General features: G+C 77.9%; 13 protein-coding genes and 1 pseudogene. 12 read left to right on the top strand and 2 right to left on the bottom strand.

Going from position 1 to position 12,921, the window contains the following annotated elements:
- The first annotated feature begins 206 nt into the window (after window positions 1-206).
- From ACI79F_RS19780 to ACI79F_RS19760, 5 genes are read left to right on the top strand one after another with little or no spacing between them, the layout of a single operon-like run.
- Window positions 207-1,070 (top strand): alpha/beta fold hydrolase, encoded by an 864-nt coding sequence (locus ACI79F_RS19780; RefSeq protein WP_456547658.1) that lies wholly within the window; start codon window positions 207-209, stop codon window positions 1,068-1,070.
- A 37-nt stretch (window positions 1,071-1,107) separates the two neighbouring features.
- Window positions 1,108-1,500: a holo-ACP synthase gene (locus ACI79F_RS19775; protein ID WP_456547657.1), complete on the top strand. Its 393-nt coding sequence runs from the start codon at window positions 1,108-1,110 to the stop codon at window positions 1,498-1,500.
- Entirely contained in the window at window positions 1,497-2,960 is a 1,464-nt protein-coding gene (locus tag ACI79F_RS19770) for an NAD(P)H-hydrate dehydratase (protein WP_456547656.1), read from the top strand. The genes ACI79F_RS19775 and ACI79F_RS19770 overlap by 4 nt, the downstream gene beginning before the upstream one ends.
- Window positions 2,957-4,096 (top strand): alanine racemase, encoded by a 1,140-nt coding sequence (alr, locus tag ACI79F_RS19765; protein WP_456547655.1) that lies wholly within the window; start codon window positions 2,957-2,959, stop codon window positions 4,094-4,096. The genes ACI79F_RS19770 and alr overlap by 4 nt, the downstream gene beginning before the upstream one ends.
- Window positions 4,096-5,301, top strand: a complete 1,206-nt coding sequence (locus ACI79F_RS19760) for an alpha/beta fold hydrolase (RefSeq protein WP_456547654.1) — start codon at window positions 4,096-4,098, stop codon at window positions 5,299-5,301. Before alr ends, ACI79F_RS19760 begins: the two co-directional genes overlap by 1 nt.
- A gap of 6 nt (window positions 5,302-5,307) precedes the next feature.
- Here ACI79F_RS19760 and ACI79F_RS19755 read toward each other — a convergent pair.
- Window positions 5,308-5,925 (bottom strand): annotated as a pseudogene (locus ACI79F_RS19755) (TIGR04222 domain-containing membrane protein); the annotation flags it as partial.
- Window positions 5,926-6,065: 140 nt separating this feature from the next.
- Here ACI79F_RS19755 and ACI79F_RS19750 point away from each other — a divergent pair.
- The 5 genes from ACI79F_RS19750 to tsaD are packed head-to-tail and all read left to right on the top strand — an operon-like array spanning window position 6,066 to window position 9,283.
- The gene (locus ACI79F_RS19750; protein ID WP_456547653.1) at window positions 6,066-6,695 is read left to right on the top strand and encodes a uracil-DNA glycosylase; all 630 of its coding nucleotides are present in this window, start codon (window positions 6,066-6,068) and stop codon (window positions 6,693-6,695) included.
- Window positions 6,692-7,141 (top strand): tRNA (adenosine(37)-N6)-threonylcarbamoyltransferase complex ATPase subunit type 1 TsaE, encoded by a 450-nt coding sequence (gene tsaE / locus ACI79F_RS19745; protein WP_456547652.1) that lies wholly within the window; start codon window positions 6,692-6,694, stop codon window positions 7,139-7,141. The genes ACI79F_RS19750 and tsaE overlap by 4 nt, the downstream gene beginning before the upstream one ends.
- An 11-nt stretch (window positions 7,142-7,152) precedes the next feature.
- A complete protein-coding gene (gene tsaB / locus ACI79F_RS19740) occupies window positions 7,153-7,791 on the top strand; it encodes a tRNA (adenosine(37)-N6)-threonylcarbamoyltransferase complex dimerization subunit type 1 TsaB (protein ID WP_456547651.1) in 639 nt (212 codons plus the stop codon).
- Window positions 7,788-8,240 (top strand): ribosomal protein S18-alanine N-acetyltransferase, encoded by a 453-nt coding sequence (gene rimI / locus ACI79F_RS19735; protein WP_456547650.1) that lies wholly within the window; start codon window positions 7,788-7,790, stop codon window positions 8,238-8,240. Before tsaB ends, rimI begins: the two co-directional genes overlap by 4 nt.
- Window positions 8,237-9,283 carry a tRNA (adenosine(37)-N6)-threonylcarbamoyltransferase complex transferase subunit TsaD gene (gene tsaD / locus ACI79F_RS19730; RefSeq protein ID WP_456547649.1) on the top strand — a complete coding sequence of 349 codons (1,047 nt, stop codon included), beginning with the start codon at window positions 8,237-8,239 and terminating at the stop codon, window positions 9,281-9,283. Before rimI ends, tsaD begins: the two co-directional genes overlap by 4 nt.
- A gap of 9 nt (window positions 9,284-9,292) precedes the next feature.
- Here the strand turns inward: tsaD and ACI79F_RS19725 are convergent, their stop codons facing one another.
- A complete protein-coding gene (locus ACI79F_RS19725; protein ID WP_456547648.1) occupies window positions 9,293-10,531 on the bottom strand; it encodes a class I SAM-dependent methyltransferase in 1,239 nt (412 codons plus the stop codon).
- Window positions 10,532-10,716: 185 nt separating this feature from the next.
- Here ACI79F_RS19725 and groES point away from each other — a divergent pair, with 185 nt between their 5' ends.
- Both groES and groL read left to right on the top strand, forming a co-directional pair.
- Window positions 10,717-11,025, top strand: coding sequence for a co-chaperone GroES (gene groES / locus ACI79F_RS19720; RefSeq protein ID WP_029433407.1), 309 nt, complete (start codon window positions 10,717-10,719; stop codon window positions 11,023-11,025).
- A gap of 124 nt (window positions 11,026-11,149) precedes the next feature.
- A complete protein-coding gene (gene groL, locus ACI79F_RS19715) occupies window positions 11,150-12,793 on the top strand; it encodes a chaperonin GroEL (RefSeq protein WP_456547647.1) in 1,644 nt (547 codons plus the stop codon).
- The last annotated feature ends 128 nt before the right edge of the window (window positions 12,794-12,921 follow it).

Genomic DNA, 12,921 nt, shown 5'->3' with positions numbered 1-12,921 from the left:
CCCCCCCCCCCCCCCCCCCCCCCCCCCCCCCCCCCCCCCCCCCCCCCCCCCCCCCCCCCCCCCCCCCCCCCCCCCCCCCCCCCCCCCCCCCCCCCCCCCCCCCCCCCCCCCCCCCCCCCCCCCCCGCGGTGAGGGAGGACGGCCCGTGCCGTCCCGGGGAACCCCCGGGTGCCGGCGGGTCGGTTGCCCGTGGCAACCTCCGACGGGTGACGACGACCGAGGCCCCCCAGGCGGTCTCCTACGACTGCGGCGACGTCGTGCTGCGCGGCGACCGGTGGCCCGGCGGCGAGCGCGGCGAGGTGCTGTTCCTGCACGGGGGCGGCCAGACCCGGCACTCCTGGGGCGGCGCCGCGCGGGCGCTGGCCGCGGAGGGCTGGACGACGACGACGCTGGACCTGCGCGGCCACGGCGACAGCGACTGGTCGCCCGACGGCACGTACGGCATGGACCGGTACGCCGGCGACGTCGCCCGCGTCGTGGAGCAGCTGGGCCGCGGCCTGGTGCTCGTCGGTGCCTCGCTGGGCGGGCTCACCTCGCTCACGGTGGCCGGCCGCGACCCGGGCGCCGCGCGGGCGCTGGTGCTCGTCGACATCGTGCCGCGCACGACGACGGCCGGCACCCGGCGGATCGCCGAGTTCATGCGGGCCCACCTCGACGGGTTCGACGACCTCGACCAGGTGGCCGACGCCGTCGCCGCCTACACCCGCCGGCCGCGCCGCAACAACCCCGAGGGCCTGAGGAAGAACGTCCGGCAGCGGGCGGACGGCCGGTGGTACTGGCACTGGGACCCGGCGATGATGCAGATCATCCCGGACGACGAGCCGCGCCCCGGCACGCGCCCGGAGCCGCTGCTCGACCTCGCCCGCACCGTGACCCTGCCGGTGCTCGTCGTCCGCGGCGGCCGCTCCGACGTGGTGGACGACGAGGGCATCGCCGAGTTCCTCGCGGCGGTGCCGACCGCCCGCGTGGTGGACGTCGCCGAGGCCGGGCACATGGTGGCCGGCGACGACAACGACGACTTCACCAGCGCGGTCGCGGCCTTCCTCGGGGAGCTCGACCGGTCCGCCTGAGCCGCGGCCGGCCGCCGGCCAGGGCAGACTGGCCGGCGTGATCATCGGGATCGGCATCGACGTCGTCCCCGTCGACCGCTTCGCCGCGTCGCTGGTGCGCACCCCGGGCCTGCGCGACCGGCTGTTCACCGCCGGGGAGCAGGTGACGCCGTCGGGCCGGCCGCGCTCCGGGGAATCGCTGGCGGCGCGGTTCGCGGCGAAGGAGGCGCTCGCCAAGGCCCTGGGCGCGCCCGGCGACCTGCGCTGGCACGACGCCGAGGTGACCGTCGGCGAGCACGGCCGCCCGCACCTGGAGGTCCGGGGCACGGTGGCCCGGCGGGCCTACCAGCTCGGGGTCACCTCCTGGCACCTGTCCCTCAGCCACGACGGCGGCATCGCGTCGGCGTTCGTGCTGGCCGAGGGCATCCCGCGCAGCGAGGAGGAGCCGTGATCGGGCTGCACACGGCCGAGGAGGTGCGCGCCGCCGAGGCGCCGCTGCTCGCCGCCGGGCCCGAGGGCGCCCTCATGCAGCGGGCGGCCACCGGGCTGGCCACCGTCTGCCTGCGGCTGCTCGGCCGCGCGCACGGCACCCGCGTCACCGCGCTGGTTGGCGCCGGCGACAACGGCGGCGACGCGCTGTTCGCCGGCGCCTCCCTGGCCGGCCGCGGGGCCCGGGTGACCGCGGTGCTGCTCGACCCCGCCCGCGCGCACGCCGCCGGGCTGGCCGCGCTGCGCCGCGCCGGCGGCCGGGTGACGGGGCTGGAGGGGCCGACCGGCCTGGACTGCGCCGACCTGGTGCTCGACGGGATCGTGGGCCTCGGCGGCCGGGGCGGCCTGCGCCCGGCCGCGGCGCGCCTGGTGGCCGAGGCGGCCGCCGGGCCGGGCCTCATGGTCGCCGTCGACCTGCCCAGCGGTGTCGACCCCGACACCGGTGCCGTGGACGGCGAGGCGTTCCCCGCCCAGCACACGGTGACCTTCGGCGCGGTCAAGGCCGGCCTGGTGGTGGGGGCGGGGCGCCAGCACGCCGGGCGGGTGCACCTGATCGACATCGGCCTGGCGGGCACCCTGCCGCGGCCGCGCGCGGCGCAGCTGACCGACGACGACGTCGCCGTCCGGCTCGACCCGCCGACCGACGACGACGACAAGTACTCCCGCGGCGTGGTCGGCGTCGTGGCCGGCTCGGCCACCTACCCGGGCGCCGCCGTGCTGTGCACCGGCGCCGCGCTGCGCACCCGGCCGGGGCTGGTCCGCTACGCCGGGACGGCGGCCGGGGGCGTGCGCGCCGCGTGGCCGGAGGCGATCGTGACCGAGGGCCGCCCCTCCGACGCGGGCCGGGTGCAGGCCTGGGTGGCCGGCCCGGGGATGGGCACGGACGACGCGGCGGCCGACGTCGTCGCCGAGGTGCTGGCCACGGACCTGCCGGTGCTGCTCGACGCCGACGCGCTCACGCTGGCCGCCCGCCGTCCCGACCTGGTGCGCGACCGCGACGCGCCGACGGTGCTGACCCCGCACGACCGCGAGTTCGCCCGGTTCGGCGCGGACGTCGGCGCCGACCGGGTCGGCGCGGCCCGCCGGCTCGCCGCCGACCTCGGCGCGGTCGTGCTGCTCAAGGGGGCGGCCACGGTCGTCGCCGCGCCCGACGGCCAGGCGTTCGTCAACGGCACCGGGACGCCGTGGCTGGCGACCGCCGGCACCGGCGACGTCCTCTCCGGGATCGCCGGGGCGCTGCTCGCGACCGGGCTGCCCGCGGCCGAGGCGGCGGCGGTCGCCGCGCACGTGCACGGCCGGGCGGGGCAGCTGGCGGCCGGGGGTGGCCCCTTCGTCGCCGGGGACCTGGTCCGCCGGTTGCCGGGGACTCTCGCGCGGCTGCGCCGGGGCGGCGGCACCGGCCTGGGAGACTGGGACGTGTGAGTGCTCTCCCCGCCCGGGCCGAGGTGGTCGTCGACCTCGACGCCATCGCCGCCAACACCGCAGCGCTGCGCGAGCGCGTCGGCCGGCCGCTCATGGCGGTGGTCAAGGCCGACGGCTACGGCCACGGTCTGGTGCCCGCCGCCCGCGCCGCGCTGGCCGGCGGCGCCGACGCGCTCGGGGTCGCCGTCGTCGAGGAGGCGCTGGCCCTGCGCGCGGCCGGGGTCACCGCGCCGCTGCTCGCCTGGCTGAACGCCCCCGGTGAGGACTTCGCCGCCGCGCTGGCCGCCGACGTCGAGGTGTCGGTCAACGCCACCTGGGGCGTCGAGGAGGTCGTCGCGGCGGCCCGCGCCACCGGCCGCACCGCCCGCCTGCACCTGAAGGTCGACACCGGCCTCTCCCGCGGCGGCGCCACGCCCGACGAGTGGCCGGCGCTGGTGGCCGCGGCCGCCCGGGCGCAGGCCGGCGGCGAGGTGGAGGTGGTGGGGCTGTGGAGCCACCTGGCCTACGCCGACGCGCCGACCCATCCCACGATCGGCCGGCAGAAGGCGGTGTTCGACGAGGCCGTCGCCGTCGCCCGCGACGCCGGGCTGCGCGACGCCCGCCGGCACCTGGCCAACTCCGCGGCGACGGTGGCGCTGCCCGAGACCTGGTACGACCTCGTCCGGCCCGGCATCGCCGTCTACGGCCTGGACCCCCTCGGCGGCGACCCGGCCGCGTACGGGCTGCGCCCGGCGATGACCGTGGCGGCCCGGGTGCTGCTGACCAAGCGGGTGCCGGCCGGTGCCGGCGTCTCCTACGGGCACACCTACGAGACGACGACCGAGACCACGCTCGCGGTCGTCCCGGTCGGCTACGCCGACGGGATCCCGCGGGCGGCCGGCAACCGCGCGCCGGTCCTGGCCGGCGGCGCGCAGCGGGCCATCGCCGGCCGGGTGTGCATGGACCAGTTCGTGCTCGACGTCGGCGACGCGCCCGTGCGCGCCGGGGACCGCGTCGTCCTGTGGGGCCCCGGCACCGACGGCGAGCCGACCGCCCAGCAGTGGGCCGACGCGGTCGACACCATCCACTACGAGCTCGTCGCCCGCATCGGCGGCCGCTTCGCCCGCCGCTACGTCGGCACCGCGGGCGCCGTCTGATGGCCACGCGCAAGCGCCCCGGCAGGCCCACCCGCAAGCCCGCCCACGGGCCGCACTCCACCGCCGGCGTCGTCGGGGCGCTGGCCGGGCTGGCGGCCGCCGGGACGGCGGTCGGGGTCGCCGTGCACCGCGCCGCCGGCCGGCGCGTGGCCGCCGAGCGGGTCGGCTCCGCCGCGGGCCTGCCCGCCGGGGCCAGCGACGCGGAGCTGCGCGACGAGGACCCGCTCGGCCCCGCCTCCCGCCGCGCCGACCGCTCCGTGCTGGTGCAGGCCGACGACGGCGTGCTGCTGGCCGTGGAGGAGGTCGGCCCGCTGGACGCGCCGCTGACCGTCGTCTTCGTGCACGGCTACACGCTGTCGATGCACTCGTGGACGTTCCAGCGGCGGTCCCTCGGCGCCCAGCTGGCCACCGCCAACGGCTCGCGGCCCACGGCGCGGCTGGTGTTCTACGACCAGCGCGGGCACGGCTCCTCCGGGCGCGGCCCGGCGGAGCACTCGACGATGGAGCAGCTGGCCCGCGACCTGGCCGCGGTGCTCGACGCGCGGGCGCCGCGCGGGCCGGTGCTGCTGGTCGGGCACTCGATGGGCGGCATGACGGTCATGGCGCTGGCCGAGCTGCGCCCCGAGCTGTTCGGGGAGCGGGTCGTCGGCGCGGCGCTGCTGTCGACCTCGAGCGGGAACCTCGCCGAGCTGTCGTTCGGCCTGCCCGAGCTGTTCACCCGGGTGCGGGCCGCGGTCATCCCGGTCGCGGCCTGGACGATGCGCCGCCGTCCCGCGTTCGCCGAGCGGACCCGCCGGCTGGCCGCGTCGGTCGTCTCCGCGGCGACCTGGTCGCTGTCGTTCGCCTCGCGCGACGTCGACCCGGCGCTGGGCCGCTACGTGGACGCGATGATCGCGGGCACGCCGGTCGACGTGATCGCGGAGTTCTACCCGGCGCTGGCCGGCCTCGACGAGACCGGCGCGATGGAGCCGCTGCGCGCCGTCCCGACGCTGGTGCTCACCGGCGACAGCGACACGCTCATCCCGCCGGAGCACAGCGAGACGCTGGTCGAGCTCCTGGGCGGGGCGGACGCCGAGCGGGTGGAGCACGTCGTCGTCCCGGGGGCGGGGCACATGGTGCCGCTGGAGAAGCCGGCGGAGGTCACCGCGGCGCTGTCCGCGCTGATCCGCCGGGTCACGACCGAACGCGCGGCCGCGCCGGCCTGAGCCCGGTCAGCCGCCGCTCCCGTCGGTGGGGATCGACCGCCAGGGCAGGACCTCGGGGGACTCGGTGGCGAGCGCCCGGCGGTGCTCCAGCAGGGCCCGGACGTCCGGCTCGGGGACCGACGTCGGGGCGGGCGGCCGCTCGGTCAGCGCGCGCCGCAGCACCGGGTCGGCGAGCCCGGCGGCGCCGAGCAGCGCCACGCACACGGCGGTGGCGCCCCCGGTGACCGGGACGGCCGCCGGGTCGGTGGCGCACCGCCGGAGCAGCGCCCGCCCGGCGCGGGTGGGCCGGACGACGGCGCGGGGCCGCCACCGGACGGGGCGCCGGACCAGCCCGAGGTCGGCCAGGCGGCGGCCGACGGCGCGCACCCGGTCGTCCTCCGCGGCCCGCCACTGCACGGTCTCGAGCGCGCGGTGCCCGCGGGTGCCGACGGCGTCGAGCACCGCCCCCTCCACCGCCGAGCTGCGGGCCGCGTCCACGACGGCCAGCCGGCCCCCGCAGGCCCGGACCCGGCCCGACTCGACCAGCACGGCCACCGCCGTCTCCACCACCCGGGGGACGCCGCCGGCCAGCCACGCCGCCTCGTAGGCGTCCAGTCCCGGTGTCGGCACGGCGGCTCCTCCTCCCCGGACGGCTACCGGGACCGTGGCACGGCGCCGGTCCCGCGGCCAGGGCCCAAGGGCGGCGGCGCCGAGCGGCGGCGACCGAGCTGCGGCGGCCCGGGCGACGACCCGCGGCCGTCCCGGGCGGGTCGTAGGGTCGGCGCGTGCCCGCCCCCCGTCCGCCCCGGTTCGACGCCGCGGCCGAGGAGGTGGCCCGCACCGCGGCCGCCGCGCCCGACTGGGCCGCCCTCGCCGCCGCGGCCCGCCCCTGCCTCGCCTGCCCGGAGCTCGCCGCCGCCCGGCAGCACGTCGTCGTCGGCGACGTGCCGGCGTCGGGCCGGCCGCGGTTCGCCCTCGTCGGCGAGGCGCCGGGCGCGACCGAGGACGAGACCGGCCGGCCCTTCGTCGGCAGGAGCGGCGCCCTGCTCGACCAGCTGCTGGGCGAGGCCGGCCTGGACCGCGGTGAGGCGGCGGTGCTCAACGTCGTCAAGTGCCGGCCGCCGGGCAACCGCACGCCGAAGACGCCCGAGGTCGCCCGGTGCAGCGGCTGGCTGCGCCGGCAGCTGGAGCTGCTCGACCCGCCGGTGGTCGTGGCCCTGGGGCTGTCCAGCGCCAAGTGGTTCCTCGGCCCGCGCACCGTGCTCGCCGCGGTCCGCGGCCGGCCGCACGAGGTCGACGGCCGATCGGTCTGGGCGACCTACCACCCGTCCGCCGCGATCCGGTTCGGGCCCAACGGGGCGCCGCGGGCGGGGCTGCTGGCCGACCTCACCGCGGTCGCGGGGGTCCTGGCGTGAGGCGCGAGCACGTGCTGCCGGAGCCGGCGGACACCCGCGCGCTCGGCGCCGCCCTGGCCGAGGTCGTGGTCCCCGGTGACCTGGTCGTGCTGGTCGGCCCGCTCGGTGCCGGCAAGACCGCGCTGACCCAGGGGCTGGGCGCCGCGCTCGGCGTGCGCGAGCCGGTCACGTCGCCGACCTTCGTGATCGCCCGGGTGCACCGCGGCGGGCGCGTGCCGCTGGTGCACGTGGACGCCTACCGGCTGGGGAGCGTCGCCGACGTCGACGACCTGGACCTCGACGCCTCGACCGCCGAGTCCGTCACCGTCGTCGAGTGGGGGCAGGGGCTGGTCGAGCAGCTCGCCGACGAGCACCTGGAGGTGCGCCTGGACCGGCGGGACGACGACGTGCGCACCGCCCTGCTCGTCCCGCACGGCCCCGGCTGGGAGCGGCGGCTGGGCGACTAGCCTGGTCGCTCGTGCTGGTACTGGCCCTGGACACCGCGACGCCGACCCTGCTGGCCGGCCTCGCCCGGCGGACCGACGGCGGGGCGGTCGAGGTGCTCGCCGAGCGCGCCGTCCCCTCCGGCACGAGGCACGCCGAGCTGCTGACCCCGGCCGTCCAGGGCGTGCTCGCCGACGCCGGCCTCGCGCTGGCCGACGTCGACGCCGTCGTCACCGGCCTCGGCCCCGGCCCCTTCACCGGGCTGCGGGTCGGCGTGGTCACCGCCGCCGCGCTCGCCGACGCCCGCGGGCTCCCGGCGGTCGGCGTCTGCTCGCTCGACGCCATCGGCTCCGGCGCCCGCACCGTGGTCACCGACGCCCGGCGCAAGGAGGTCTACTGGGCCACCTACGACGCCTCCGGTGCCCGCGTCGACGGCCCGGGCGTCGTCCGCCCCGAGTCGGCGGAGCTCACCGGCCCGCTCGTCGGCGACCCCGGCTTCGCCGACCGGCTGGGCGCGGACGTCACCCCGGCCGAGGTGACGACGGCCGGGCTGCTGCGCGCCGCGGCCGGCCTCCTCGACGACCCGGCGTCCGCGGGCCCGCTCGTCCCGCTGTACCTGCGCCGCCCCGACGCCACCCCGCCGACGTCGTTCAAGCCGGTGACCACCGCGTGAGCGACGTGCGGCTGCGGCCGATGCGGCTGGCCGACCTGCCGGCGGTGATGGAGCTCGAGGAGGAGCTCTTCGCCCCCGACACCTGGACCGTGTCGATGTACCGCGACGAGCTCGCGCGCACCGACACCCGGCACTATCTCGTCGCCGTCGACGGGGCGGACGCCGTCGTCGGCTACGCCGGGCTGATCGCCTACGACGACGAGGCGCACGTCGCGACGATCGGCGTCACCGGGGCGCGGCAGGGGGAGGGGATCGGGGCGCTGCTGCTGGACGCCCTGCTGACCGAGGCCGACCGGCGCAGCCCCGTGGTGCTGCTCGAGGTGCGCGCCGACAACGAGGTGGCGCAGGGGCTGTACCGCCGGCGCGGGTTCGCCGAGATCGGCCGCCGCCGCGGGTACTACCAGCCGAGCGGGACGGACGCCGTGGTGATGAAGAGAGAGAAGCTGTGACCTCGAACGAGCCGCTGGTCCTGGGGTTCGAGACCTCGTGCGACGAGACCGGGGTCGGGCTGGTCCGCGGCCGGACGCTGCTGTCCGACGCGCTGGCCACCTCGATGGCGGAGCACGAGCGGTTCGGCGGCGTCGTCCCGGAGATCGCCTCCCGCGCGCACCTGGAGGCGATGGTGCCGACCGTGCACCGCGCGCTCGCCGAGGCCGGGGTGCGCTCCTCCGACGTCGACGCGGTCGCCGTGACCGCCGGGCCGGGGCTCACCGGGGCGCTGCTGGTCGGCCTGGCCGCGGCCAAGGCCTACGCGCTGGCGCTGGACGTGCCGCTGTACGGGGTGAACCACCTCGCGGCGCACGTCGCCGTCGACGAGCTGCAGCACGGCGAGCTGGCCGAGCCCTCGCTCGCGCTGCTGGTCTCCGGCGGGCACAGCTCGCTGCTGCTGGTGCCCGACCTCTCCCGCGAGGTCGTCTCCCTCGGCCGGACGGTCGACGACGCGGCCGGCGAGGCCTTCGACAAGGTCGCCCGCGTGCTCGGCATGCCCTTCCCCGGCGGCCCGCCCATCGACAAGGCGGCGCGCGAGGGCGACGGCTCGGCCATCGACTTCCCGCGCGGCCTGACCGGCCCCCGCGACGCGCCCTACGACTTCTCGTTCTCCGGCCTGAAGACCGCCGTCGCCCGCTGGGTGGAGGCCCGGCAGCGCGCCGGCGAGCCGGTGCCGGTGGCCGACGTCGCCGCCTCGTTCCAGGAGGCGGTGGCCGACGTGCTCACCGCCAAGGCGGTGCGGGCCTGCCGCGACCACGGCGTGGACCACCTGGTGCTCGGCGGGGGAGTGGCGGCCAACTCGCGGCTGCGCGCGCTGGCCGAGGAGCGCTGCGCCGCGGCCGGCATCACGCTGCGGGTGCCCAGCCCGCGGCTGTGCACCGACAACGGGGCGATGGTCGCCGCGCTGGGTTCCCGGCTGGTCCGGGCCGGCGTCGCGCCGTCGTCCCCGGACCTGGGCGCGGACAGCTCCCTGCCGATCGACGTCATCGGAGTCGCCGGGTGACGGGAATCGTCACCCGGCGACTCCGCACACGAGGGCGGTGGGCCGGCCCGCGACGCGGGTGACGACGACGACGGCGGAGCCCTCGCCCGGCCCGCGCAGCTGCCGGGCGAGCTGCTCCGGCTCGATCGCCGAGCCGCGCTTCTTCACCGTCACCCGGCCGACGCCGCGGGCCCGCAGCAGCGCCCGGAGCTTCTTGAGGTTGAACGGCAGCACCTCGTCGACGCGGTACGACGACACCCACGGGGAGTCCGCGGGCGCGTCGGAGGTCAGGTAGGCGATCGTCGGGTCGACGAGCGTCGCGCCGAGGTCGGCGGCCACCAGCGCCACCAGGCCCGAGCGGATGACCGCCGGGTCGGGCTCGTGCAGCCAGCCGCGCACCGGCCCGGCCGGCGCGGGTCCGGGGTCGGCGCCGGCGGTGAGCTCGGTGGCCACGCCGTCCCGGACGACGGTCGCCCGCCGCCACACCGCCGCGACCCCGCGCCCCCACAGCAGCGCCTCGACGATCGACCCGCGCACCGACACCCACTCGGCCTCCACGCCGTCGGGCACGCGGTCGTGGTCGAGGCCGGGCGCCACCTTCACCACGGCGCGCGGCGCCCGGTCGAGCAGCTCGGCCACCGTGGACCACGGGGGCGACCAGCGGTCGGGGTCGAGCTGCCGCCGCCCGCCGGCGCGGCGCGCGGGGTCCAGGACGGCGGCCGCGCGGCCGCCGACCTGCCCGCCGCGGGCCGCGCCCACCAGCCCGACGGCGTCCCCGGCCACCACCTCCACCCGGTCGGCCACCCCGAGTGCCTCGGCGTTGGCGGCGGTCAGCTCCCGCGCCAGCGGGTCGACGTCGACCGCCAGCACGCTCGCCCCGGCCCGGGCGAGGGCGACCGTGTCCGTGCCGGACGCGCAGCCGAGGTCCGCCGCCGAGTCGGTCCCCCCGGCCAGCAGCCGGCCGGCCCGCCGCGCGGCCAGCGCCGGGCGGCCGGCCTGCTCCAGGGTGTCGGCGGTCAGGAACAGCCGGTCGGCGTCCGCGCCGAACACCGGCCGGGCGCGCGCCCGCAGCCGGGCCAGCTCCCAGGCCGGCCCGGCCAGCTCCGGCCCGGACTCCGCGCGCAGCCGGCCCAGTCCGGGCAGCAGGTCCACCCCGGCCGCCTGCAGTTGCGCGGCGCGGGCGGCGGCCGCGGCGCCCTCCGGCGTCCGCAGCAGCCGCAGCTGCTCCAGGGCCCCCGCGGGGCCGTCCGCGGAGGGCTGGGCGGGCACGGCGACAGCGTGACGCACCGGTCCGCGACACCGACGGGGGACCCGGTTGAGGGGCTGGCACTCTCGTGGGTAGAGTGCCAACGACACGGCAGCCGCCTGACCCCCGCGACGGCAGGTGTGCAGGTCCGTGCCACAGCATCAGCACCATCCACCAGCCCGTCGATCCCGAAGGGGGCGTCACCGACGTGACGACCGCTACCAAGGTCAGCATCAAGCCGCTGGAGGACCGCGTCGTGGTCCAGGCCAACGAGGCCGAGACCACCACCGCCTCCGGTCTGGTCATCCCGGACACCGCCAAGGAGAAGCCGCAGGAGGGCACGGTCATCGCCGTGGGCCCCGGTCGCGTCGACGACAACGGCAACCGCGTCCCGCTCGACGTCAACGTCGGCGACGTGGTCATCTACTCGAAGTACGGCGGCACCGAGGTCCGGTACGGCGGCGAGGACTACCTGGTCCTGTCCGCGCGTGACCTGCTCGCCGTCGTGGAGAAGTGACCTCTCCTCTCCGCACGCGTCCCTGACGCATCCGGCACGACCGACCGCCCCGGCGACCCGAGACACCGGGTCCCGGGGCGGTCGTCGTCCCACCCCAGACAGCCCCTGATCGAGGAGTCGGCCCATGGCCAAGATCATCAAGTTCAACGAGGACGCCCGCCGCGCGCTCGAGCGCGGCGTGGACAAGCTCGCCGACGCGGTCAAGGTGACCCTCGGCCCGCGCGGGCGCAACGTCGTCCTCGACAAGAAGTTCGGCGCCCCGACGATCACCAACGACGGCGTCACCATCGCCCGCGAGGTCGAGCTCGAGGACCCCTACGAGAACCTCGGCGCGCAGCTGGCCAAGAACGTCGCCACCAAGACCAACGACGTCGCCGGCGACGGCACCACCACCGCCACGGTGCTCGCGCAGGCGCTGGTCCACGAGGGCATGCGCAACGTGGCCGCCGGCGCCAACCCGATGGGCCTGGGCCGCGGCATGCGCGCCGCCGTCGACGCGGTGCACAAGGCGCTCGACGAGGTCGCCATCCCGGTCGAGGAGCAGGACGCCATCGCCGGCGTCGCCACCGTCTCCGCCCAGGACGCCGAGGTCGGCACCCTGATCGGCGAGGCGATGCAGAAGGTCGGCAAGGACGGCGTCATCACCGTCGAGGAGAGCAACACCCTCTCCACCGAGCTCGACGTCACCGAGGGCGTGCAGTTCGACAAGGGCTACCTGTCGCCGTACTTCGTCACCGACTCCGAGGCGATGGAGGCCGTCCTCGAGGACGCGCTGGTCCTCCTCGTGCAGGGCAAGATCGGCGCGCTGGCCGACCTGCTGCCGCTGCTGGAGAAGGTGCTGTCGACCGGCGGCCGCCCGCTGCTGATCGTCGCCGAGGACGTCGAGGGCGAGGCGCTGTCCACCCTGGTCGTCAACTCCATCCGCAAGACCATCAGGGTCGTCGCGGTGAAGTCGCCCTACTTCGGCGACCGGCGCAAGGCGTTCATGACCGACCTGGCGATCGTCACCGGCGGCCAGGTCGTCAGCGAGGACGTCGGCCTCAAGCTCGACTCGGTCGGCCTCGAGGTGCTCGGCACCGCCCGCCGCGTCGTCGTCACCAAGGACGACACGACCATCGTCGACGGCGGCGGCACGGGCGAGGCCATCTCCGAGCGGGTCGCGCAGATCCGCCGCGAGATCGACGACACCGACTCCGACTGGGACCGCGAGAAGCTCCAGGAGCGGCTCGCGAAGCTGGCCGGCGGCATCGGCGTCATCCGCGTCGGCGCGGCCACCGAGGTCGAGATGAAGGAGAAGAAGCACCGGATCGAGGACGCCATCGCCGCCACCCGCGCCGCGGTGGAGGAGGGCGTCGTCCCCGGTGGCGGGTCCGCGCTGGTGCACGCCGCCGCGGCGATCGACGCCCTGGACCTGTCCGGTGACGAGCTGACCGGCGCCCGCGCCGTCCGGCTGGCCCTGGACGCCCCGCTGGTCCGCATCGCCGAGAACGCCGGCTTCGAGGGCCGCGTCGTCGTCAGCAAGGTCCGCGAGGCCGGCGTCGGCACCGGCTTCAACGCCGCCACCGGCGAGTACGGCGACCTGGCCGCCCAGGGCGTCATCGACCCGGTCAAGGTCACCAAGGCCGCGCTCGGCAACGCCGCCTCGATCGCGGCGATGGTGCTCACCACCGACTCGGCCGTCGTCGAGGCGCCGGCCGAGGAGGAGGCGGCCGGCCACGGCCACTCGCACGGCCACGGTCACTCGCACGGCCACGGGCACGCCCACTGAGGCTCGCCTCGGGCGACGATCAGGTGACCTGATCGTGGCGCGTCCTCCCTCACCGCAGGCGGTGAGGGAGGACGCGCTCCCGTGAGGGAGGACGCCGGCGCCGCACAGACGAGAGGGCCGGTCCAGCG

The organism is Blastococcus sp. SYSU D00868 (genome assembly GCF_054050575.1).
Note: the sequence above shows the minus strand (reverse complement) of the source record. Positions and strands in the feature narration are given on the sequence as shown.